Here is a 21,802-nt window from a genome sequence, read left to right on the forward strand (position 1 = left end):
ATCAAACTCTCCATTTTGTTATGTTTCGAGTCTGTTGGCTCCGAAATTAGTTAAAATCTCGAATCCTCTTTCAATTATCTTGACGACGAGGATTGGTTTAATCTATTCTTTCAAAGTATTATTTTTTCTCGGTTCAGTTGCCTGGGAGTCGTTTCTTTCTCTTCGGCACTTATCTAACATATCAATCCTTCCTTTTTCTGTCAAGGGGGTTGAGAAATATTTTTTGAGGAGGTGGGTTGAAAATAGCTGAAAGCATTATGAAATTAAGTATTCAGGGTATTTTTGATTTATCGGATCGGCAATAATGTTATGGATATGGCAAAAAAACAAGAGTGATATTTTCTGCTTGATGCAGGTTAGAGAAAGAAGTAATTTGAGGTTATTTATTGGGAAGTTTTTGAGGGGGAATCCTTTTGTAAACGCAGTAATGTATTGTAAAGCTGTCGTTTTAAATTGCTGTTGTTTTGGATTTCTAGGGTAATTTTGTTAAATTGCTCGATGCTGAGACCACTATCCTCAACTATCTTTTGAGAATGGTTACAATAATTTATGGCAATATCCTTGGCTTTCCTTGGTAGCGTAATGAAACTTTTAGAATCATTACAGATCACTTGGGGAATGTCTTTGCTACCGATAAGGTTTTTAATTTCTTTAAATGCTTGCTGACGGGCTGGCTCCATGTTTAGTACAGATTTTGCGTAATTAGTTATGTCTGTATTGTCAAGGTTTAAAGTTTGAGCAGCTACTTTGGAGTTGAGGGTAAAAGTCCCGGAAATCAGACTTGTACTGGTAACAGTTGCCAAAATCAAGGATTGATAGAGGGTTCTCAGCAACCGTTTGGTTAAATAAAGACTATAAGTTTTGAGCATATAACAGGTGACACAGAGGGAAAATAGGGAATACGATAATCGCTTTGAATTATTTTCTGAATTAGAAGTTCCAGTCAAGATTGAAATTGCATATTCTGATGGGGATATTAAGTGCGGCGACATATTTGACAAAGTTCGATGACTTTAGTTTGTAGTGTTGAGGTTTCGGATGCACCTTGCTTGAGGCTGGCTTCTAATTCCAATAGCAGTGGTAAAGCAGAGATGAGTTGCTGTAGGGGGAGAGATTTGACTTCTTGCTGTAGGAAGTAGATGCGTTTGGGGTTAGAGATTTCAGCGGCTTGAGCGATCGCTTGGGGGTTGCGTTCACCACTGTCCATCATCATTTTGACTAATAACCAGGTGCGAAATTGACCAATGAGTGTGGCAACTATCCGTAAACCTGGTTCGGCGGCATTACTGAGATCACCTAAGATTCCTAAAGCTTTTGGGGTATCTCCTGTTCTGATGGCTGTTGCTAATTGTAAGGTATTTTGAGTAGTGTTTCTGACTAATTCAGATACTGTATTCACGTCTAAGGGTTTGTCGCTGCCTTGGCTGTAGAGGCGTAATTTCTCTAGTTCATTGTGGAGAAGACGGGTATCATTGCCTACGGATTCAGCTAATAGTTCGGCTACGAGGGGACTTATTTTTATGCCGACAGTTTGAGCGGTTTGTTGAACTGATTGGACTAAAAGTTCAGTTTTCCAAGGGGGGATGAGGGAAAATTCGGAAATTGTTGCAAATTGTTTGAGGAGTTTTGTACTTTTGAGGCGTTCATCTGGTTTGTTGCGGCTGGTTAATAGTAAGGTAGAGTCTGGAGGGATAACTTTAAGAGTGCGTTGTAATTCTGCAAGGATGTGGTCCGGACAATTTTGGCAGAGAGTGGTGTTGATGAGCCATAGGAAACGCCCACCAGCGCCGAATGGCGGTGTCATTGCTTGATTTAAAGCTTGGACGATAGAATCGGGTTGATCTGGGGGGAATGAGGTATAGTTAAAACTAGTCCACAGGGGATCAAGAATGCGATCGCGCAAAGTGACTACGGCTTTTTCCATCGCAAAATCATCTTCGCCCCAGTAAACATATATTGGCATGGTAATTTAATTAAAATTAAAAATTAATTTGGTTAAATTGAGTAAATCTCCCTACAATCTATCAAAAGAGCGCAAGGTGATCAAGATTGGACGACAACTACCAAACTTATTTAAATCGGGTAGCTCGCATGACGCTACCAGAAGCTTACAAAACCCAAATTCAGCATATTCAGGAATCTTCTAAATTCCGGGTTAATGCGGGAGTCAGAGAGGCTGCACCTTTTCCAGGCTATACACTGATTACCCCACCAGCACAAGAAGATGCAAACAACGCTGCTTTCTACCGTCAAATACAAGCCTATCAACAGCAATTATTAGAGCTACCCATTGCTAGTGGTTTGATTGTACCTGTTCCCCCTGCTAGTTTTCATGTGACGGTGGCAGACTTAATTTGGGATAGTGCTTTTCATCATGCTTGTACAAAAAATCCCCAATTTGCTGAAGATTTGAATTCTCAATTAGCTGAGAGGTTTCAAGAATATCAGAAATTGATGACAAAGGGATCACCTATATCTTGGCAAATGTTGGGGTTGATTGTCATGCCGAGGGCTGTAGGTGTGTGTTTAGTACCAAAAGATCAACGTTCCTATGAGGAAATTATTCAATTCCGACGAATAATTTATCAAAATCGCACATTAATGGGTTTAGGTATTGAGCAGCATTATAATTTTACTGCCCATGTGACATTGGGTTACTTTGGCGAAATTCCTCCAGAATTAAACCGAGTAAGCCTGAATACCATGTTTTGTGAGTTTAATCAATCATTGCCGTTGGATACCCCGGATTTTCTCATTAATAAGGTGGAATTACGAAAATTTGATAATATGACCCATTATTATCGTCAACCAGACTGGCCGAGTGTAAATTTTTAGGTCAATGGGGGTTTAGCATTCCTCATTGGTGTCAACTTAACGGTACAGCCCCCCAAGTTTTTTCTCTGATTTGTTGTGTTTCTCGATGTCGTTTCCTGATAGCTTTGACTAAACCAAATAATTTTGCTCGTTGGACTAAATAGGTGACGATATCGGGATTCTCACCCCTTTCTACAGATTTAGCTACATAATATAGACTTCTAAAAACCATTTCTACTGATATTTTTTCTTTTCGCTGACCTAAAGCAACTGCTACGTCTGAAACTAATTGATTTAGTACCGCACAAAAAATTAAAGTCGCTACAATCTGAATTTGTACCCCATTACTGTGTCCTACCCAAAGATATGCTAATCCTAATAACCTTTTAGTTAGTAAAAATGCTTCTTCTTTGGCAATTTTTTCTACAACTTTTTATCCCACATTCCGCACTTCAAAAAGTAGTATACAAGGGTAAGACTCCAGCCAGCGTCAAGAAACTGGTGGAGGAAATGGCGCAGCAAAGAGAACAACAGTCAAAGAAACTAACAGAAGTCCTGACAGTTCAAGAACAAGGAGTTCCGTTAACTCATCATCACCACCATCAAGTGACCCACCGGGATTTGGAAAAAAGCCTGTAAAACAAAAAAGCAGCAAAAAAAGAGGAGGGTCAAGCAGGTCATAAAGGAAATAGCCGAGACTTATACCCAATCGAAGAATGTAGGGAAGTCATAAGCTGTTACGCAGCTAAATTTGATAACCATAATTTACTTGAACTTTGTGGTGCGGGCATCTTGCTCGCTAGAATTATACAAACTAAATGCACAACAGCTTAGAGTTTCAAAAAGGACGAAATAACCTGTGTAAATAAAGAAAAAACTTAATAGAGATATAGCTATCAACCACAAGCCGAAATTAGAGCCAAAAATACTAACTCCCAAATCAGTTACTTGCTGAGAAATAAACGACCATATTAACGCCAATATTACTAAAGTAAAAGCTAAAATTAGGTAGTCAATCATTAATGCTAAAGCCCGACTACCAATTCCAGCCAGGGTAAATTCTATTTCCACACTTTCGGGTGTAGTGAATTTAATGCGATTAAAAAGGTGCATTATATTACATTTGAATTTAATTAAATATCGTGATCACGTAATTGTAAACCCAACCCTTCTTCACGACTTCGCAAGTCATAGTAAATCACAGCTTTTATTGATTGCCAGAATGGCATCACAAACATTCCTCCTACTAAACTGATAAGTAAGGAAACGAGATACACCACTGTGTAGATAGTAGAACCCGGCTCTAGTTTGATGAGAAATAAATTAGGTACATAGTTAAATAAAAACATAATTGGCAGCGTCACAAGTCCAGTAACTATCACAATTCCTTGAATGCGAAATGCTGAAGCTTTGGTTAACTCCCAACTTCTAGAAATACTTTCGCTACCATTGATATTTTCTTCTACTGCTAACGGTACTTCAGCCACAACCCAACGGGCGTAAAACCAAGTTAGTCCTGGCAGCACCATCAAAATAATTAATAATGGGGTGAAGTAGGGAGATAAGTAAATCACTATAGGTCCTAAGATTAAAAATAAGATGAATGTCAACAGACCAACCGCTATACCAGCTACAATCGTCACTCCAAGATAAGCTAAGAAAAGATTAATAGCTACTCGCAGATAAACTGCCAAAAATGACCAAAAACGTGGATTAACATGACTTCTAGCCTCTTCAACACTTTCCGGCTGGTAAGTCAATTCTCCAAAAGCTAAACGCGATATGAGTCCAGAAATCGCCGCATATTTTGCCCAGCCATAGATAGGAACTAAAGCCCATAAGTGAGCGATTAAAGCTAGTTTCAGATAAGTCTTCAGATGAGAGCGATATAAACGTACACCAGCACTGACTACATTGCCGATACTCAATGGTTGTATGGAGCTAGAAGAACCAAAATTTTCAGACATGGTGTTAATTTTTTCCTAAAATACAGCGCTTACTTTGAAGTTATTTTAAGCTAATCTGTACTAAGTATTTAGAAATTTTATGAATATTCAACGTTGGATAGGAAGATGCGAGGCTAATTGGCAGCGTTTAGATGCTTTGTTGAAGAAGGTAGAACAAAAACGCTTAAAGTCCCTGCGTTCGGCAGAAATTAGGGAACTGGCGAGTTTATATCGTTCTGTAGCAGCGGATTTAGCTAGGGCGAGGACTCAGCAAGTTGGTAAAACTTTAATTCAAAGTTTACAATCATTGACAACTCGCGCCTATACACAAATCTACCAAGGTTCGCGGCGACAGGAATGGCAAGCAGCGAAAGAATTTTATCTGTGGGGATTTCCTCAAGTGGTGCAGCAAACGTTGCTATCCATTGCCATAGCCATTTAGTTGCTCAAAATAATCTGGCTTACCCGTTTTGGGCGTTTGTATTTCCTCATGGTGCTTTGGAATTACCTGCGATATTTTTTGCGGGAGGTTCAGGTTTGTTGCTGGCAAGAGCAATTTTATTTCCTGGTAAATATCGCCGCCGTGATGCGTTGAAATTTTACGGTTCTTTGGCTGTACAATTGGTTTTTGGGATTGTGCCGATATTGATTATTGCTGGTTTAATTGAGGGTTTTTTGTCTCCAAATCCGATTTTTCCAAATCCAATTAAATATTTGGTGGGGATGGGTTTGTTTGTGGTTTTGGTGCGGTATTGTAGTCGGAAGAAGAAAATATGAATGTCTCACGCAAAGGCGCAAAGGAAGAAATTGTAGTGTTTTACTAATGACTCCTGGGCGCAAGCCCTGCGCCCCTACCTCCATTAATTCCTGCAATATTTCAAAGCTGATTACTGGCTTTAAGTTGTAAATATTTATCTACTAATTGTTCGGAAATTTGATTTGCTGGTGCGTCAAGAACTAATACTCCTTTTTGTTTTAATTGGGCAAATGCCAGTTGTCTTTGTGCTAATAAATCTAGAGCAACTGCGCGAATATAGGATTGTGTGGCATCTTCGGTAAATGTATGTGCTAAACTGTCAACTTGAGGATCTCGCAGGGTGACGCAAAAGGGTAAATAACGGGGTGCGAGTCTGGTAAGGGCTAGGAGAAGTTCGGAGGAAGCGGTGATATCAACTAAGTCGGTAATGATGACTATTAAAGCCCTGCGGGTTTGTTGTTTGACGACGTGGGTAACTGCACCTAAATAATCAGATTCTATTAATTCTGGTTGAATGGGGGTGAGTTTATCAATGAGTTGATTGAGATGATGTCGTCCTCGTTCTGGGGGTATCCACGTATGCAATTTGTTGTCAAATACACCAATACCAACGCGATCGCCTCTGTGCAATCCTGCTAATGCTAGGGATAATGTGGTATTTAAACCCCAGTCAAATCCTTGCATTCCCCAACCATCAATTACCATGAAGGTGAAAACCGTAAGATCAAATAAACAAGTTATGAACAAAAGAACCACAGAGGCACAGAGAACACAGAGAGAGAAGAAATAGAGAGAGTTTTTGCCTTAGTTTTGGGACATATTTTTATTTGGAAGTCCCTTAAAAGAAACTTTTACTCCTGACTAATGATTCCTGGATTTTTCTATAAGCTTGCCAACACTGTTGATAATTTTCTGCTAAAATGTGATGCTCACTAAAGCACAGTTGTTCATGGATGGTTATTAATGTTTGATATGGTTGGAGGAGGGTGACGGAGGATTTGAGTAATTGCAAATATTCTCCGTCTGTGCGGCTGGGTTGTTGGCGAGCGATCGCTTGTTCATGTAATTGTTGTAACATTGCTAAATAAACACAACGACAGGCTTCGCTATAATTATACTGCCGTTGAAATTCCTGAGCTTGGCTTAATAATAGGGTAATGGATGTTTCTCTAGAATTGGCTTTGGTTCTAGAACCCCTAGCATTACTCACCGCATTTAGCCAAGTATAGAGATAAGGATTAAATTCTTGCCATAAGCGCCAACCTACCCATACCAAGAACAAACCCAATCCTGACCAAAATAGGATTGTTAGTAATTCATTTAACCAAGGACTGATGGACCAACCAGGAAAGGTTTTTTGAAATCTGGAAAATTGGTATTCTACCCATTCTCCTACCTGCTGTTGGAATAAGGAAAACTGCCACACCCAATTTGTTTGTTCAAAAGCATCTGTAGTCATAAAACAGCAGGATTTAACCTATTATTTATTTACATCATTACTGATTTTGCTAATGTTATAGCGGTATGTACTTGAATAAAGTCCAAAAATTAAGTCAAAAGCCTTACAGCACTCTTCCCGACTGGGCGCAGTCTCTGCGCCCCTACCTCCTCCAATAGCATGACTATTTACTTTTATCAGGTTTCCCAGCCATACGGGTGTTTTTCTAACTTTTCTCCTCACGGGATTGATATCGAAGGTACTTATTGGCCAACTGTTGAGCATTATTATCAAGGACAAAAGTTTGTTGGTAGTCCAGATGCCCCGATTATACCTTTAATCTTCGCTGCTGCTACTCCTGAACAAGCTGCTGCTTTAGGACGTTGTCCCTCTCGTTGTCTCCGTCCAGATTGGGAATTGGTGAAAACCCAAGTCATGCGGGTTGGGGTACTACAAAAATTTATCACTCATCCTGATATCAGGGAAATATTATTAATCACAGGTGATGAAATGCTCATAGAAAATTCGCCTACAGACTATTTTTGGGGATGTGGTGCAAATCATACAGGAGAAAATCACCTCGGTAAAATCCTCATGAGTGTGCGGGCGGAAATACGTAAGTCCTACCTGAGTTCGACATAAGATAATTTTTGGAAAACTGCCCCAAATATGAGTCTCAAACCCTGATGATCTCTTTGAAAAAATCATAACTCTGTTCCCGTAGCGTCTCCGAAGGAGAAACTCCTAACACCGAACTCAGGTAAATCCTATGCTTTATAGGTGTTTTTAACAAAAAACCGGATATGAATATGCGGAGGGAATAAAAGTCAAATAGAAAATACTTATTTTTCTTTAAATGTCCACACACCTTCATCCCAATCAGCATTAGATGGGGGTGATTGTAACCAGTGCTGACAACGACTCATGTACAACATTGAGGCTTTATCCTGATTGTCAGCGGATAAGGCTCTTACAAACTCTGAAAGGGCTGAGGTAAATTGACGTTTGAGATAGTATTCACGCCCTTTGTGATAATGCTCAATTACTTCTAGTTTGGCACTATTAATAGTATCGTTACGCAAGCCGATTAATTCGTAAATGGCGACTGGTTCATTACGTCCTTTAACACGGATGTAATCTAGTTCTCTAGCCCAAACACTATCTTGGCAGATTTTATATGTATTGTCGCTGATAATAATATCACAACCATATTGTTTGCTGACGCTTTCTAATCGAGAACCGAGATTGACACCATCACCAATAGCGGTAAATTCCATGCGTTTACTAGAGCCGATATTACCACTAATTACGGTATCAGAATTAATGCCAACACCGATTTTAATAGCACATTCATTAGTTGTTTTGCGAAGTTCATTTAATTCTTGCAAACGACCACGCATTTCTAGAGATGTTTGCACTGCCATGATGGCGTGATCTGCTAAAGGTAGGGGAGAACCAAAAACAGCCATGATGGCATCACCGATATATTTATCAAGAGTGCCTTTATGTTTAAATACTGCGTCTACCATTGATTCAAAATATTCATTCAGCATTCTCACCACTTCTTCCGCTTCCATGTTTTCTGTGAGGGTGGTGTAGCCGCGAATATCTGAGAATAAGATGGTAACTTCTTTGCGATCGCCTCCCAATTTAGCATCATCTAATTTTAACAATTCTTCGGCTAATTCCTGAGTCATGTAACGGTACATTGTACTCTTTAGCCGCTTTTCATCACTAATATCTTCCATGACTACCAATGCGCCACAGACTTTATTTTCATCTTGGACATCGGCAATACTATTCAGTGATAAGTTAACGCTGTGTTGTTCTGTTCCTGTGGTTAATAAAGTCCGATCAGGATAATATTGCTGGCCGTCTTTGGAGTTATTGGACTGAAGCGTATTCTGAAAACACTTGCTAAAATCTCCCTCTCTAATGGCGACAATATCACTCACCATTTTGCCTTCTAAAGCTTCCTCTAAACCAAAACCTAGTAATTCTTTAGCACTTTCATTGGCTGTAATAATTACGCCATTTTGATCTGTCGAAATCACACCATTGGAAAGACTTCGCAAAATATCCCGCTGCATTTTTTCTTGTTGTTTCACTTTGGCAAACAACTGAGCATTTTGCAAGGCTACCCCGGCTTGAATGTTGAATGCTTCCATAAATTCTTCATCGTTTTTATCAAAACTAGCTTGGAAGCAATCGGGAGCATTTGGCCAAGAGTCGGGATTATAAGCGGGGAAATCTCCAACTTTCTTTTTATTTACTAATTGGGTGACACCAATCAATTCTTGATCCCTATTAAATATTGGCATACACAGCAAACTACAGGTGCGGTAGCCATTACTTTGATCCATTTTTTGAGCCGTTCCTGAGTCAGAATGCTCATATAAATCAAAGGGAATATTTAGTTTTTTGCCAGTGGCAGCTACAATACCAACAAAACCTTGTCCCATCGGTACACGCAATTCTTTAGCAATACCATCAGCTTGATAAATTTTTGTCCACAAATCATGGCGATCGCGGTCTATTAACCACAGTGTACTTCTGTCGGCGTTCATTAACTCCTTCGCTTCATTCATCACTCGTTTTAGGGTGTCTTCCAAATCAAGTCCGCTTTGACTTAGGGATTTAATTGCCTTCATTAATGCCGCTGCGGCTCTTTGTTTTTGTGTGGCAATATAGAAGGATCGAGATGATTCTAAAATCAGGCGAATTGAAGGGGCAAATTCAAGAAATATATTTTCATCAACTTCGGTAAAGCCATTATTATCAATGCGTTCATTGAGGGGACTATCAATATCATGAATAGGTTTTAATTTATTTAATAATTGTACGACTGCCACTAATTTATCGTCTGTATTTAACAGTGGCAATGCTAACATTGTATAGGTGCGATAGCCATTTCTTTTATCTTGTTCTTGGGCAACTGATGACCGGGGATCATCATAAAAATCAAAGGGAATATTTACCACCCGTTTAAAACTAGCAACTTCACCGGCAATACCTTTGTTGGCGGGAATCCGAATTTCTAAAGGGCTTTTATTTTTCCCTTCTGCTAAAATAGACCAAAGTTCTTGTTGTTCTTCATCTAATAAAAAGATCGTTGTTCGATCTGCTCCCAATAATTCCCCAGTTTTGAGAGTAATTGAATGGAGCATTTCCTGAAGGATTGCTTCAAAACCTTGATAATCCAACATGGATAAGGTTTGGTTAACAACCTGTAATTTTTGCTCAACTTCTTGAACTACTTGTTTAAAAGTTTCCTTAGTCAAGGGGGCGAGAAATTGGGAAATAGTTCCTTGTTGTGTAGTTAAAGAAACCACATTAGTAGAACTTTGTTGTCCCCTATTCTTTGGTTGAGGATTAACATCAATAATCATATCTGTGTTTACTTCATAATTTGGTTCATGCACTGACATAACTATCGTCCAATATGGTATGATTTAAAACTAAAAAACGGTCAATAACAATAATATTATTATTTAGATTTATATTAAAAATCAACGCTTGTACACTAAAATACACTAACTTGTCCATTGTTACGAATATAAAGAGAGCGATAGCCAAGCGCTCCGTAGGAACCGCCTGGATAATCCTGAGTATTAGGACGAATTTCCAAAACCAATGTTCCAAAATTCGGTTTAGACACCACACCTTTTACATATCTTCCCCCATCATCCCAAAACATCAGAGAAAATTCCGTCAGTTCGTCCCCTCGCAGGTCAAATTGTAATTTTTGTCCCGGCTTTAAGGTTGTTTGTCTTATTTCTGGTAACTGTTCTAATTTCACAGATCCATAACTGAGATTCACAACTTTCACCCGAATATATTGTCCTGGCGTAAAATGCAGGGGTATAGAACCACAACGAGAAGCACAAGTACCTGCTAATGTGGGCCTATAGTTAATTGGCATTAACAGCAAGGTTATCGTCAATGATGTAGTATAAATCGCTAATTTCATGTTCATACTTTTACTGCTTTGTTGATATTTAAATATGCTGTAAAAATTCAATTTCAGGTAATAAGGGATCATTGACAATTCCCACACCGACAAAACCCCAACGTTTGAGCAAACTACCTATTTGGTTACTAGCAAGAGGTTCGACTGTCAAGCGGCTGGCTAAATCAGCAGCATGAGTATTTAGATAACTCATAGCCTCGAAATCTTCTTTAAACAATAATAAATATCCTGATGTATCATCATCAACGCGGGCCGTGAGATATTTACCATCACTTCTAGAACGAATAGTATAATAAATCATTGGTAATGGGTAGTTAGTTGAGCAAAAAAGAGCAAAAATAAGACAGTGATAAAACTGGGAATACCTTGACCAGCATAACTGACTATTTGTAAAATCTGGTCAGTTCTACGATTTTGTTTTACAGCCGCGAGAATACCCAAAGGAATTGCGATCGCCCATCTGATAATTAAAGAGGCGATCGCTAAAAATAAAGCGGAATGTGGGATAAAAAAGAACCTATACTAAAACATTGTCTTAAAAAAAGGAAGGAATTTTGACTGTACCAATATCATATATGCCCTTGGCATCAGGTGGAATTGCAAGGGGAATCATGGCTGGAGGGTCAGTAAATAAGCGTATTTCATAGCGTCCTGGTTTTAAGCCCGAAGTAGCAAACTTACCTGAGCGATTGGTGAATATAGTAACTGGTTGCCAATTACGATCGCCCACAGCAATAATCTGTCCTGATCCTAAAGAAATAGGTTCACCATTAGCATTTAATAACTGTCCTCGCAAGAAAACAGTAGCGTCTGTTCCCACTTGTACTAATGTACCACTGTTATAACTTGGCAAAACCTTGATGACGCGATCGCCTACATCTATTCCTATAGGTAAATTAGGTGCATCAATGATCATATTAGAAATATTATAAGGACTTAAATTCGGCATTACACCAAATCCTAAATTATCAATGCGGGTGATATAACCGCCGGAAATAGGATTAATACCAATTTGTTGACCTTTAATACTGTTTTTGGGAATTACTAAAGCAAAACTATTATTCAGAGGAAGTGACCACCCCAAATAACCATCTGCAAATACCAAAGCAGTACCAACATTAAATTTAGTTGTATTGGCCATGGTCTTATTTCCATTTATAGGAAAAATCCCATCATGAGATAAATCCCAAACAAAACGATAACCTGTATTAGAGGGTGTTTGAAAAGTCTAATTTATTACTTGCAAGGGCGACTAGAAGTCGCAGCTACACAGACGAAACCCACCTTCGTGGGTTCAAAAGCCTTGATTTTTCGTTAGTCCACGCAGGTGGACTTTGTCTGTGTAGTAGCGATTTCTAATCGCCGGAAACTTTTCAAACATCCTCTTAAGTTTTATGCAGGAAAGAGATTTTAAGAGACATTTTGTGTAAGTCCGGTTCTAATTCAAATCTTCTAATTTAATTCTCGGATCTGCTGCTTTTAAAATTAAGTCGGCAATTAAATTACCAACAATTAATAATACTGCACTCATTACTAAACTGGCCATGACTAAATATTGGTCTTTAGCTAAAACAGCTTGTAGGGTTAATTTTCCTAAACCTGGCCAATTGAAGAAATTTTCCGTGATAAATGCACCACCTAACAAACCTGCTAATTCAAAACCCAATAAAGTAATTAATGGGTTAATAGCATTTCGCAAAGCATGAACATAAATAACGCGGTTTTCTGGAAGTCCTTTAGCGCGAGCAGTTTGAATATAATCTTGGCGCAAAACATCCAATAATTGACCGCGCATAATCCGTTGTAAACCAGCAAAACTAGTGATACTTAAAGCAATTAATGGTAAAACCGAATGCCAAGCGATATCAAGAATTTTACCTAACCATGTTAGGTCGGCATGATCAATACTGGTCATATTACCCACTGGGAAAAGTGGCGTAGTCAGTTGAGCAAAAAATAGCAAAAATAAGACAGTGATAAAACTGGGAATACCTTGACCAGCATAACTAATTATCTGTAAAACCTGGTCAGTGCGGCGATTTTGTTTCACTGCTGCGAGAATCCCTAGAGGAATTGCGATCGCCCATGTGATAATTAAAGAAGCGATCGCTAATAACAACGTGGCTGGAACTCTTTCCCATAACAGCGACGACACAGAACGTTGATAAACAAAACTTGTACCAAAATCACCTTTAGTTACAATTTGCTGCAACCAAAATCCAAACTGTTCTGGCCAAGATTTATCTAGACCAAATTGTTGTCTAATTTCCTCAATCCGTTCTGGGGAAATTTTCGGATTTTGTCGCAGGGTATCTACATAATCCCCTGGAGAAAACTTCATAATAAAAAATGACAAAGCCGACGCTAAAAAAATCGTCAATAGCGCCTGTAAAAGCCGTTTCATCACATAAATAAAAGTTTCATTCGTAACTGACCTAATTAGCCAGTCTCGACTTGTCTCCAAGGAAATTTTTGTATTTGTCATTTATGATTGGTAATTGGTAATTGGATAATTTTCTTCTTTCTTCTTCCTTCTTCCTTCTTCCTCCTGAACTCATGAACTCCTGAACTCCTGACTAATATTCAACCAGTGAGATAATGGGGACATCAGGTAATTGTTTCCGTCCTTGCAAATCTTGTAGTTCGATGATAAACCCAAACCCCACAAGTTCACAGTCAATCTTTTGTACCAACTTTGCTGTTGCACTGGCAGTACCACCAGTAGCAATTAAATCATCCACAATTAAAACTTTGCAACCTGGGTTTAAAGCATCCTGATGTACTTCTAATGTATCCGTACCATATTCTAATTGATATTCAATAGAGTGAACCGCTGCTGGTAATTTCCCTTTTTTGCGAACAGGAATAAACCCCGCACCCAATTTATAAGCCACAGGCGCACCAAAAATGAACCCCCGCGACTCCATACCGATAATATAATCCACCTGAAGTTCAATTTCCGAACATTTTTGTGCTAAAAGGTCAATAGTGTGTCGCAATCCCGCTGGGTCGCTTAATAGAGTAGTGACATCTCGAAATAAAATTCCCGGCTTAGGAAAATCTGGTATATCACGAATCAAAGATTTTAAATCCATATTTGTAATTAGTGGTCAATCAAGAAATAAAGGGTAAGAGGCGAAAAATTTCCCCGATCCCTGCTAAATCCTACCCTATAATGTCATAACCTAGAGACTAGTGCCGCAAAGTGCAAGTCAAAAATCAATACTTCGACAAGCTCAGTAACCAGTCAAAAGTCAAAAATCAAAATTCATAGGTCGTAATGTATATAATTGAACTGCCATATCGCACCAGCGATTAGCCACGAGAGGTTAATATCAATCACTTTATTGGAAACACATAAGGTACTTTATAGAATGAATGTCTCCGCTAGTATCCCATCTTTAAACAGCCCAAACGCCCAGGGAACGCCGATGATTTTGGATACTTTACCAGATCCAGCGATCGCCGGCCAAGTATGTCCAGCCAGAACTAGATTGCAAATAGACTTAATGTTACTAGCCATTGAAGCCCTAGAACTAGGCGGTTCTGAAGCTATTTTATCCTTTGCGGAAGAATTAGACCTCAAAGGAATTATCAAAAATCGGGTAAACTTATGGCGAATGAGAGGCTCTAACCCCATGAGGAGAGCGCATAGTCGCCGTCCCTTAGATATTTTAGAAGCCAAAGCTCTCGTAGTCATTGCTTGTTACATCGCTCGGCGGTTAACAGTCGTCATTCGCCAACTACTAACCATATATCAACAATTAGCCCAAAAACAGATTCCCCCAGAACAAAATTTAAGATTAGCTAATTACCTAGAAAGGTTTAGAACCCACTTTAAAAGTCGGATGAATTCCCGGCGTTCCGGTGTCCTAGCATTAACTTCTGATGAAAAATTAGATGAACTGGCTATAGACTTATTAGGAAAATTACTGTTCTGCACAGGTACGGCGGGAATGCAGCGATACTGGATTTCTCTTTTTGACGGTGAAGTAGATTGACACTGCCTGGTCTAAAGACACAGGGACTCCTGGTTCAACGAGACCACTTAAACTAGATTCCTGGCGTTGTCTAACCCAGAGGTGGGACTCTCCACGCCAGTTGCTTCAAGTCGGGAAACCCGCCCAACGCACTGGCTCCCAAGCGTTAACTTTCGGTCTGCCCGACCGTAGTTGCATTACTGCAAGTCCTGTTTAACTTGAAACGAGAAAGTTTCAAAATTCTGATTAGTCTAGTCCCTATAAATCTTTTACTTACTGCTAGGAAGAAACTAGAACAATGCAGTAGAACCGCATAGATTTAATTGTCAAGGTACAGATTACTGTTAGGTAGTTAGGTTTTTAGACAGGTTGATTACCTTTCCTGTTACAAATAGTGTAACACCATAAGTCACTGGGGGATAAATCCCCTCTTGTAGCTTTCATCCCCGGATTAAAAGACATTAAAGCCTAGAAATTTTTAGGTTTTTCAGGTTTTAATTCCGGGGCTTTCAGTCCATTTTCTTGTAAATAAAATGAATATCCAACGTAAATATAGTTTACCTAATTGCACCCTGCTCCTAGAAGGGTTGAGTGACATGACACGGACAGCTAACTTTCAAGAACTCCGTCCCGAACTATCCATATTAGTGAATGCAGAATGCCATTTATCTAATTATGATCAACCTATAAGTGGAGGTAGGGAATTTTTTGAAAGCTTAGTTAGAGCGGTTAGTGCCTACGCTCAAGAAGTTTTAAGCAATATACCCAATCCCCAAGGCAAAAAATTTGAACATCAAAATTCAGAGTTAGTTGAATTACAAAAAATTGACAGCAACAGACACAGATTAATCGTTCACTCCGAAATCACAGCAGACAATCAAGGGGGAAATAACAACCCCGGACAACCGCTGCAAATCGTCCTCAACACAGTCCAATTATTTGATTTAGTTGAAGCTGTAGATCAGTTTTTTGCTGATAGCCAGACCTTACCAGAATTATCCCTAGAACTACACCCAGTTCATCGCAGTTATGGTGGTTCTAGTCAAATCTTGCTTAAACAAGCAATCCCGGCTACCGTCGGCGTGTCCAGCCTAGCCGTGGCCGCCGTAGCTTTTAGTTTAATTCCCGCACCCCAAATCCGTCCACCTCAAGTTAAACCAGAAATACAGTCCAGCACCTCCACACCCACACCTACAGCGTCAATTACACCCACCCCCACAACCACACCCACAGCATCAGAAACCCCCGTTACTAAGGATTTAGAAGCACTTTTAAAGACAGTTCCAGAAATAACAGATCCATCTCAATTACGGGCATTAAATCGCCAAGTTTACAATCAAATTCATCCAGCTTGGACAAATCGCTCAGAATTACCAGAGGATTTAGTTTATCGCTTAGGTGTGGCCGCTGATGGGAGTATTGTTGGTTATAAAGCAGTAAATCAGAAAGCTAGTGATGCGATCGAGAAAACACCACTACCTAAACTACTTTATAATCCTGCTAATCGCCTCCCTAATGAACCTATTGCTCAATTCAAGGTCGTATTTACCCAAAAAGGGGTTCTAGAAATTAGTCCCTGGTTAGGATACGCTAAAACACCGGAAGTAACTGGCGAAAAAATTACTGATAGCAGTAAAATCAAGGACTTAAATCAAAAGCTATATAGTACAATTCGTCAAAATTGGAGTGTTACTCCTACCTTTGCTAAGGATTTAAAATATCGAGTAGCGGTGAATAAGGAGGGCGTAATAGCTGACTATGAGCCACTTAATCAAGTTGCTTTTGATCACTTCCGAGAAACTCCTCTACCTCAGATGTTCCAATCAGTTTATGGCTCAAATGTAGCTGCACCTGATAATAAACAACCTCTAGCTCATTTTCAGGTAGTATTTACACCCAAGGGAGAATTAAAAGTCAATCCTTGGAAGGGATATAAATAATTGTCAGTTGTCAGTTGTCAGTTGTTCGTTGTCCGTTGAAAAAATCTTCTCCCCTACCTCCCCTACTTCCCCTACTTCCCTTCCTCTTACCTTCTGACTCCTGACTCCTGACTCCTAGCCCTTACGAAAAGATTTTTCCAGTGATGATATTCAAAATTTTGGCAAATTTTTTCATATTAGTAATTATAGCTGTTTGGGTAGTGGCGATCGCTCTAATTTCTGTCCAAAATGCTACTCCTCTATCTTTACGGTTTTTGGTTTTTCAATCCATACAAATTCCCTTTGGTTTGATGTTAGCTTTTAGTGTGGCTGTCGGTTTATTAGGTACAGCAGTTTTGCAGCCTCTCTGGGGATTGGGAGAATCTCAATCTAGAATAGATGAAGATGCAGAGTTTTTTGTTGATGATGAGGATTTTTAAGTTTTGTTTCACACAAAGGCGCAAATTTATGATTAGTCGGTTTTAACCGACTTTTGCTTTTAGACAGGGAATTTATTCCCTGGCTGCCTCATATTTAGTATCATAGATAATGATTAACGGTAAAAACTATGACTAAGTTACTTGAAGAAGCTATTGAACAAATAAAGCAACTTCCTGAAACTGAACAAGATATAATTGTCAGAATGTGATTGGCTGGGTGTTTGTAATTGTGTGAAAATATCTTTGTCCGTAGATCCCGAAAACCTTTAATGAGGTAAAATAAAAATGACTATAACTTATCAAATAGATTTCAATATTTGGCTTGAAGAAACAGCCAAATTATTACTAGAAAATCGCTGGCAAGAAATAGATAAAGAACATTTAATTGAGGAGATTTCTGAATTGGGTAAAAGTGAAAGACGGGCAATTTCTAGTCAATTAATTCGCCTACTTTTACACTTACTCAAATGGCAATATCAACCTGACCGACGTTCAGACAGTTGGCTAGATTCTATCACAGATGCGCGTACTCAAATTGAATTAACTATTAAAGATAGTCCCAGTCTCAAAAATTATCCTCAAGAACAATTACAAGAAAGCTATGAAAAAGCCCGTCGTCAAGCCGCAAAGCAAACAGGATTGATAATTTCTACATTTCCCGAAAAATGTCTTTATACTTTGGAATTAATTTTAGATGAAAATTGGTTGCCACAATAGCAAATTCACATTCGGTGAATATCACAAAGCCCACCTGAGTGGGCTAATGAGGTAGATTTGTGTAGAGAAATGCTATTAATAAGGATCTGAATCAAACCTTCCCCGTTTCACACTTCTGAGATAATAACCCCGTGATGGTAATTTATTTAAGTCGAAAGTGTCACCTCTAGGAACTCGCCAGATTTTGTAGTCGTGATAGGTGAGAGGAGTCCCCTTTTCACAAATTTCTGGGGGATGATCTCCTAAGACAAAATACGCTGAACCTTTACCCACAACTTTAGCAATACCATATTTATCAACTAGTAAAGATGTTTGTTCACTAATTGCTATCCCTAAAGCTTTTGAAGATACACCATCTTGGATTTGTCGGGCAATAAAAACCATAATTCTTCCCATTCTTTTGCGTTCATCAAAGTGGGTATCAATGATAGTTCCCCGCAAATATTTCCACTGGAAAAAATTATAGGTAAAGGTAATGTTCCCGTAAGGATCATCAAGGGCTTCATGAGTTTCAATACTATCTTCACAAGCACAAGAATCATAAACATATTCACTTTGAATCATCGCCCCGGCACTTGTACCCCCAATCGCGCCGCCTTTATCGTAAACTGACTTAATAGCAACTTCTAACTTAGTGTTTTTCCAGTGGCGAATATATTCACATTGATCACCACCTGCAAAGAAAATTACGCCAGCATTTCTGACTTTATCAAAAATATCGGTTCTGTTGGCTTCTTGACGATTACGAATGATGAGAGTTTCTACATATTTGACACCTCTCATGGGATAAATTAACTGATTGTAATCATCATTACCAGCAGCCCGAATGACTAGAACATTAACTTTATTGTCGCTGTAACTACCGCCCCTGACTTGATTAATCATCCATTGGATAGCGTCATCAACATCAGGTCCACCTCCTCCTAAGTTATGAACGGGACCAGCTAATTTAGGAATTTGATAAGCTGGTTTAGAGGTGGGAGTCTGGCTATCGGCGATGATATCCTCAAAAAACCGTTTTAACTTAGCTGTTAAACGATTGAGGATGCGATTTATCATCTTCAATAAGCTGTTTTTTGCATTCTGCAAACGCTTGGATGTATTTAGGAATGCCTTTGTCATATTCAAATCTTGTCAAGCAAACAGCAATCATTTCTAACTTTCGCATTGTCCGGGGCTAAATTCCTAGCGTACAGGGTTTGTAGTGTTTTTTTAGGGCAAATTATCAGCGTCATCTTTGATTCTCGTTAAGTGAGTTGGCGTTAAAAATTGTCGTTATGGGAAGGGAATAGGGAATAGGGAATAGGGAATAGGGAACAGGGAACAGGGAACAGGGAATAGGGAATAGGGAACAGGGAACAGAAAAATCAGTTGTGTAATTAATTCTGTCCTCATTACTTACCAGACAATTTCTGCTCGTTCTTGCACTACTCTTTTATAAACCATTTCTGTTTGCTTACCTAATTTTGTCCAGCTAAATCTTTTTTCCAAATCTGCATAAGCGTTATTTACCAACCATTGACAATAATCTGGATTTTTCAAAACTTCTAATATTCCCCAAGCTACAGAGTCGGAGTTGTTTACCCAAGTGGTAATTCCCGTTTTTGTGTGTTGAACTACTTCTGGGAACCCACCAGTATCGGAAACTATGACTGGTACGCGAGAGGCAAAACTTTCTAAGGCAACTATACCAAAGGGTTCATAAAGACTGGGAAAAACTGCACAGTCAGCAATGGTTTGAAATTTATCTAAGTATTCATCAGTCAGAAACCCAGTAAAGTAACACTTATGCCAAATTCCCAAATCCCAAGCTTGACGTTTCAGATGGTCAGTATTACCACCACCGACGATAACAAATTTAACATTACCTTTCATTTCCCATAGTACCTTGGGGGCAGCATTGAGTAATACGGGTATGCCTTTTTCATAGGTCATGCGACCAAGATAATAGACAATTTTTTCATAATCTGCGGCAAATCGTCGCCGAAAATCTTGAGCATGAAAATCTTGATGATGTATTTTCTTTTCTGGGCGGATACCATTATAGATTACGTCAATTTTATCATTAGTAATATGTAGTGTTTGGATCATTTGCTGACGCATATATTCACTACAAACAATTACTCGCCAGGCATTGTGAGCTAGTGCATATTCTTTATCATGAATATAGCGTTGGGTATCATTATGAATGCCGTTATAGCGTCCATGTTCGGTGGCGTGAATTGTGGCAATGAGGGGAATTTTAAAGGTATGCTTGAGAGCGATCGCTGCATCTCCAACTAACCAATCATGGCCATGAATCAGATCAAATGGACCTTTGTCGGTCAACAAGTGACCACCATGTTTTCCCATGCTCTCATTTAAGTTCACCACCCAGTGGAAAAAATCGTTACTAGCAGGTACTGGGACACGATGGATATGAATTCCTTCAACCAACTCATACAAGGATGCTGGACCGAATTCTGGCGTGATTAGGTGGATATCATGACCTAGGTTGATTAGTTCCGGGTACAACTCAGCAACGTGACGAGCAATTCCGCCAACTATCCTCGGTGGAAATTCCCAACTCAGCACTAATATCTTCATTTGACTCCCCGATGATTGACAAAAATCTCAAAAGTTTAAAAACTATAATTATCTCAAAAAAAAGGGAACAGGGAACAGGGAACAGGAAACAGGGAACATTTTGCCATAATATTCAAAAATATGTCTCATTTCTTATACATAGCAATCCTTATGAAATTTTTTTTGTTCAAACTCCTAACTCCTTAAATTAATTTGCAAGAACTTGATACAGCTTGTTTAAGTAAAACTGCATATTCTTGACCACTAATATGATAAGCGCCAAATCTAGCTAAATGAGGATTCATCATTTGTGCGTCAAATAGTCTAAATTTCCGTTGACGCAATCTTTCCACTAACCTGACCATTGCTACCTTAGAACCTTCGGAAATGTTGAAAAACATGGATTCACCAATAAAAGCACCACCAATGACAATTCCCAAAATTCCCCCAGCTAATTTATCACCAAACCAAGTTTCAAAACTATAAGCGTAACCATTTTGGTAAAGTAACCCATAAATCTTGACTAATTCTGGAGAAATCCAAGTTGTGTCCCGGTTAGCACAGCCAGCAACTACTCCTAAAAAGTCCCGGTTAATGGCGACTGTAAACCTTTTTTGGTTAATGACGCGCTGTAACGACTTAGGATAGCGAAAGCGTTCATCTAAAGGAATGAGAGTTCTTTCCTTACTTCCATACCATCCCAGGTTATTACTTTCATCAGACATGAGAAAATAACCTTGAGCATAACCCCGAACAATAGCAGCAACATCATATTCCATTATCTTCTTCTAAGATTACCCTAGCAAACAAATTCTATATAAAATATACAAAAATGACTTCAGCAATTCCATCTATTACCTTACCTCCTTCGGAAAATCCCCAGCAAGAAGGTGAATGGTTACAACAAAACCTGTTACATTGGCTTGATGAAGAGTTTATTCCTGAAGCAATCAATCAAAATATTGCCCAGCGGGCATCACAGATTTTTGTGAGACAACGCATGGAGGGAGAAAATGATTTAGGTTCTCTGGTAATTGCCATTGTCACAGAGATGCAATCATTTGATTTTTCTAAAAGTTTTTTTGGAGAGTTTGCGATCGCCAACGCCGTTAGCGATCTACTCTTAGATAGCCTGGGAATTGATTATTGTTGTGGGCAATAACACCTTGGTCATTGGTCATTGGTCATTGGTAATAGGGAATAGGGAATAGGGAATAGGGAATAGGGAACAGGGGGATATTGATATTTCTCTTGCC

The 21,802-nt window shown here is 39.0% G+C and carries 22 protein-coding genes and 4 pseudogenes; 9 read left to right on the plus strand and 17 right to left on the minus strand.

Features of this window, described 5'->3' with window-relative positions:
- Positions 1 to 383: 383 nt before the first annotated feature.
- Both PN471_RS22440 and holA read right to left on the minus strand, forming a co-directional pair.
- Positions 384 to 869: a DUF4168 domain-containing protein gene (locus PN471_RS22440; RefSeq protein ID WP_271778713.1), complete on the minus strand. Its 486-nt coding sequence runs from the start codon at positions 867 to 869 to the stop codon at positions 384 to 386.
- 107 nt (positions 870 to 976) lie between these two features.
- Positions 977 to 1,963, minus strand: a complete 987-nt coding sequence (gene holA, locus PN471_RS22445; protein ID WP_193898408.1) for a DNA polymerase III subunit delta — start codon at positions 1,961 to 1,963, stop codon at positions 977 to 979.
- Between the two features lie 86 nt (positions 1,964 to 2,049).
- Between holA and PN471_RS22450 the strand changes: the two genes are divergently transcribed.
- Positions 2,050 to 2,835, plus strand: a complete 786-nt coding sequence (locus PN471_RS22450; RefSeq protein WP_193898410.1) for a DUF1868 domain-containing protein — start codon at positions 2,050 to 2,052, stop codon at positions 2,833 to 2,835.
- A gap of 31 nt (positions 2,836 to 2,866) precedes the next feature.
- Here the strand turns inward: PN471_RS22450 and PN471_RS22455 are convergent.
- Positions 2,867 to 3,223: pseudogene (locus PN471_RS22455) on the minus strand (IS4 family transposase); the annotation flags it as partial.
- Here PN471_RS22455 and PN471_RS22460 point away from each other — a divergent pair.
- A complete protein-coding gene (locus PN471_RS22460; protein ID WP_271778714.1) occupies positions 3,214 to 3,453 on the plus strand; it encodes a hypothetical protein in 240 nt (79 codons plus the stop codon). The pseudogene PN471_RS22455 and the gene PN471_RS22460 sit on opposite strands and share 10 nt — an antisense overlap.
- A gap of 126 nt (positions 3,454 to 3,579) precedes the next feature.
- Here the strand turns inward: PN471_RS22460 and PN471_RS22465 are convergent, their stop codons facing one another.
- Positions 3,580 to 3,927 carry a hypothetical protein gene (locus PN471_RS22465; protein WP_334311932.1) on the minus strand — a complete coding sequence of 116 codons (348 nt, stop codon included), beginning with the start codon at positions 3,925 to 3,927 and terminating at the stop codon, positions 3,580 to 3,582.
- 20 nt (positions 3,928 to 3,947) lie between these two features.
- The gene (locus PN471_RS22470; protein ID WP_271778715.1) at positions 3,948 to 4,781 is read right to left on the minus strand and encodes a hypothetical protein; all 834 of its coding nucleotides are present in this window, start codon (positions 4,779 to 4,781) and stop codon (positions 3,948 to 3,950) included.
- Between the two features lie 79 nt (positions 4,782 to 4,860).
- Here PN471_RS22470 and PN471_RS22475 point away from each other — a divergent pair.
- Positions 4,861 to 5,537: pseudogene (locus tag PN471_RS22475) on the plus strand (stage II sporulation protein M).
- Between the two features lie 100 nt (positions 5,538 to 5,637).
- Here PN471_RS22475 and PN471_RS22480 read toward each other — a convergent pair.
- Positions 5,638 to 6,204: pseudogene (locus PN471_RS22480) on the minus strand (DUF58 domain-containing protein); the annotation flags it as partial.
- 151 nt (positions 6,205 to 6,355) lie between these two features.
- A complete protein-coding gene (locus PN471_RS22485) occupies positions 6,356 to 6,976 on the minus strand; it encodes a DUF4129 domain-containing protein (RefSeq protein ID WP_271778716.1) in 621 nt (206 codons plus the stop codon).
- A gap of 159 nt (positions 6,977 to 7,135) precedes the next feature.
- Between PN471_RS22485 and PN471_RS22490 the strand changes: the two genes are divergently transcribed.
- Positions 7,136 to 7,597: an NADAR family protein gene (locus PN471_RS22490; protein WP_193898430.1), complete on the plus strand. Its 462-nt coding sequence runs from the start codon at positions 7,136 to 7,138 to the stop codon at positions 7,595 to 7,597.
- A 200-nt stretch (positions 7,598 to 7,797) separates the two neighbouring features.
- Here PN471_RS22490 and PN471_RS22495 read toward each other — a convergent pair whose 3' ends face one another.
- From PN471_RS22495 to PN471_RS22525, 7 genes and pseudogenes are all read right to left on the minus strand, one after another.
- Complete coding sequence (locus PN471_RS22495; RefSeq protein ID WP_271778717.1) at positions 7,798 to 10,383, minus strand: adenylate/guanylate cyclase domain-containing protein; 2,586 nt, start codon at positions 10,381 to 10,383, stop codon at positions 7,798 to 7,800.
- 95 nt (positions 10,384 to 10,478) lie between these two features.
- The gene (locus PN471_RS22500) at positions 10,479 to 10,931 is read right to left on the minus strand and encodes a hypothetical protein (RefSeq protein ID WP_271778718.1); all 453 of its coding nucleotides are present in this window, start codon (positions 10,929 to 10,931) and stop codon (positions 10,479 to 10,481) included.
- A gap of 22 nt (positions 10,932 to 10,953) precedes the next feature.
- Entirely contained in the window at positions 10,954 to 11,226 is a 273-nt protein-coding gene (locus PN471_RS22505) for a hypothetical protein (RefSeq protein ID WP_271778719.1), read from the minus strand.
- Positions 11,227 to 11,234: 8 nt separating this feature from the next.
- Positions 11,235 to 11,423: pseudogene (locus tag PN471_RS22510) on the minus strand (ABC transporter permease subunit); the annotation flags it as partial.
- Between the two features lie 37 nt (positions 11,424 to 11,460).
- Positions 11,461 to 12,066 (minus strand): carboxypeptidase-like regulatory domain-containing protein, encoded by a 606-nt coding sequence (locus PN471_RS22515; RefSeq protein WP_271778720.1) that lies wholly within the window; start codon positions 12,064 to 12,066, stop codon positions 11,461 to 11,463.
- Between the two features lie 297 nt (positions 12,067 to 12,363).
- On the minus strand, positions 12,364 to 13,410 hold the full coding sequence (locus PN471_RS22520; RefSeq protein WP_271778721.1) for an ABC transporter permease: 1,047 nt from the start codon (positions 13,408 to 13,410) through the stop codon (positions 12,364 to 12,366).
- Between the two features lie 91 nt (positions 13,411 to 13,501).
- Positions 13,502 to 14,020 carry an adenine phosphoribosyltransferase gene (locus PN471_RS22525; protein ID WP_271778722.1) on the minus strand — a complete coding sequence of 173 codons (519 nt, stop codon included), beginning with the start codon at positions 14,018 to 14,020 and terminating at the stop codon, positions 13,502 to 13,504.
- 279 nt (positions 14,021 to 14,299) lie between these two features.
- On the opposite strand from PN471_RS22525, the gene PN471_RS22530 reads away from it, so the two are divergent.
- The 4 genes from PN471_RS22530 to PN471_RS22545 all read left to right on the plus strand — a co-directional run bounded on the left by PN471_RS22530 (position 14,300) and on the right by PN471_RS22545 (position 17,981).
- Positions 14,300 to 14,926 (plus strand): DUF3038 domain-containing protein, encoded by a 627-nt coding sequence (locus tag PN471_RS22530; protein WP_271778723.1) that lies wholly within the window; start codon positions 14,300 to 14,302, stop codon positions 14,924 to 14,926.
- 512 nt (positions 14,927 to 15,438) lie between these two features.
- Positions 15,439 to 16,845 carry a DUF4335 domain-containing protein gene (locus PN471_RS22535; RefSeq protein WP_271778724.1) on the plus strand — a complete coding sequence of 469 codons (1,407 nt, stop codon included), beginning with the start codon at positions 15,439 to 15,441 and terminating at the stop codon, positions 16,843 to 16,845.
- 143 nt (positions 16,846 to 16,988) lie between these two features.
- Positions 16,989 to 17,264, plus strand: a complete 276-nt coding sequence (locus PN471_RS22540; RefSeq protein WP_271778725.1) for a DUF1049 domain-containing protein — start codon at positions 16,989 to 16,991, stop codon at positions 17,262 to 17,264.
- 285 nt (positions 17,265 to 17,549) lie between these two features.
- Complete coding sequence (locus PN471_RS22545; RefSeq protein WP_271778726.1) at positions 17,550 to 17,981, plus strand: DUF29 domain-containing protein; 432 nt, start codon at positions 17,550 to 17,552, stop codon at positions 17,979 to 17,981.
- 75 nt (positions 17,982 to 18,056) lie between these two features.
- Here the strand turns inward: PN471_RS22545 and PN471_RS22550 are convergent, their stop codons facing one another.
- From PN471_RS22550 to aat, 3 genes are all read right to left on the minus strand, one after another.
- The gene (locus PN471_RS22550; RefSeq protein ID WP_271778727.1) at positions 18,057 to 19,103 is read right to left on the minus strand and encodes a cyanophycinase; all 1,047 of its coding nucleotides are present in this window, start codon (positions 19,101 to 19,103) and stop codon (positions 18,057 to 18,059) included.
- Between the two features lie 276 nt (positions 19,104 to 19,379).
- A complete protein-coding gene (locus tag PN471_RS22555) occupies positions 19,380 to 20,567 on the minus strand; it encodes a glycosyltransferase family 4 protein (RefSeq protein WP_271778728.1) in 1,188 nt (395 codons plus the stop codon).
- A gap of 182 nt (positions 20,568 to 20,749) precedes the next feature.
- Complete coding sequence (aat, locus tag PN471_RS22560; protein WP_271778729.1) at positions 20,750 to 21,325, minus strand: leucyl/phenylalanyl-tRNA--protein transferase; 576 nt, start codon at positions 21,323 to 21,325, stop codon at positions 20,750 to 20,752.
- A gap of 53 nt (positions 21,326 to 21,378) precedes the next feature.
- Here aat and PN471_RS22565 point away from each other — a divergent pair, with 53 nt between their 5' ends.
- The gene (locus tag PN471_RS22565; protein ID WP_193899647.1) at positions 21,379 to 21,708 is read left to right on the plus strand and encodes a hypothetical protein; all 330 of its coding nucleotides are present in this window, start codon (positions 21,379 to 21,381) and stop codon (positions 21,706 to 21,708) included.
- Positions 21,709 to 21,802 lie beyond the last annotated feature (94 nt).

Source organism: Aphanizomenon sp. CS-733/32, from assembly GCF_028330045.1.
In the GTDB taxonomy this organism is placed as follows: Bacteria; Cyanobacteriota; Cyanobacteriia; order Cyanobacteriales; family Nostocaceae; genus Dolichospermum; species Dolichospermum gracile.

Excerpts from the sequence above, each read along its gene's own strand:
- PN471_RS22440 (WP_271778713.1), bottom strand. The coding sequence starts at position 869 with ATGCTCAAAACTTATAGTCTTTATTTAACCAAACGGTTGCTGAGAACC.
- holA (WP_193898408.1), bottom strand. The coding sequence starts at position 1,963 with ATGCCAATATATGTTTACTGGGGCGAAGATGATTTTGCGATGGAAAAA.
- PN471_RS22460 (WP_271778714.1), top strand. The coding sequence starts at position 3,214 with ATGCTTCTTCTTTGGCAATTTTTTCTACAACTTTTTATCCCACATTCC.
- PN471_RS22465 (WP_334311932.1), bottom strand. The coding sequence starts at position 3,927 with ATGCACCTTTTTAATCGCATTAAATTCACTACACCCGAAAGTGTGGAA.
- PN471_RS22470 (WP_271778715.1), bottom strand. The coding sequence starts at position 4,781 with ATGTCTGAAAATTTTGGTTCTTCTAGCTCCATACAACCATTGAGTATC.
- PN471_RS22485 (WP_271778716.1), bottom strand. The coding sequence starts at position 6,976 with ATGACTACAGATGCTTTTGAACAAACAAATTGGGTGTGGCAGTTTTCC.
- PN471_RS22490 (WP_193898430.1), top strand. The coding sequence starts at position 7,136 with ATGACTATTTACTTTTATCAGGTTTCCCAGCCATACGGGTGTTTTTCT.
- PN471_RS22495 (WP_271778717.1), bottom strand. The coding sequence starts at position 10,383 with ATGTCAGTGCATGAACCAAATTATGAAGTAAACACAGATATGATTATT.
- PN471_RS22500 (WP_271778718.1), bottom strand. The coding sequence starts at position 10,931 with ATGAACATGAAATTAGCGATTTATACTACATCATTGACGATAACCTTG.
- PN471_RS22505 (WP_271778719.1), bottom strand. The coding sequence starts at position 11,226 with ATGATTTATTATACTATTCGTTCTAGAAGTGATGGTAAATATCTCACG.
- PN471_RS22515 (WP_271778720.1), bottom strand. The coding sequence starts at position 12,066 with ATGGCCAATACAACTAAATTTAATGTTGGTACTGCTTTGGTATTTGCA.
- PN471_RS22520 (WP_271778721.1), bottom strand. The coding sequence starts at position 13,410 with ATGACAAATACAAAAATTTCCTTGGAGACAAGTCGAGACTGGCTAATT.
- PN471_RS22525 (WP_271778722.1), bottom strand. The coding sequence starts at position 14,020 with ATGGATTTAAAATCTTTGATTCGTGATATACCAGATTTTCCTAAGCCG.
- PN471_RS22530 (WP_271778723.1), top strand. The coding sequence starts at position 14,300 with ATGAATGTCTCCGCTAGTATCCCATCTTTAAACAGCCCAAACGCCCAG.
- PN471_RS22535 (WP_271778724.1), top strand. The coding sequence starts at position 15,439 with ATGAATATCCAACGTAAATATAGTTTACCTAATTGCACCCTGCTCCTA.
- PN471_RS22540 (WP_271778725.1), top strand. The coding sequence starts at position 16,989 with ATGATATTCAAAATTTTGGCAAATTTTTTCATATTAGTAATTATAGCT.
- PN471_RS22545 (WP_271778726.1), top strand. The coding sequence starts at position 17,550 with ATGACTATAACTTATCAAATAGATTTCAATATTTGGCTTGAAGAAACA.
- PN471_RS22550 (WP_271778727.1), bottom strand. The coding sequence starts at position 19,103 with ATGACAAAGGCATTCCTAAATACATCCAAGCGTTTGCAGAATGCAAAA.
- PN471_RS22555 (WP_271778728.1), bottom strand. The coding sequence starts at position 20,567 with ATGAAGATATTAGTGCTGAGTTGGGAATTTCCACCGAGGATAGTTGGC.
- aat (WP_271778729.1), bottom strand. The coding sequence starts at position 21,325 with ATGGAATATGATGTTGCTGCTATTGTTCGGGGTTATGCTCAAGGTTAT.
- PN471_RS22565 (WP_193899647.1), top strand. The coding sequence starts at position 21,379 with ATGACTTCAGCAATTCCATCTATTACCTTACCTCCTTCGGAAAATCCC.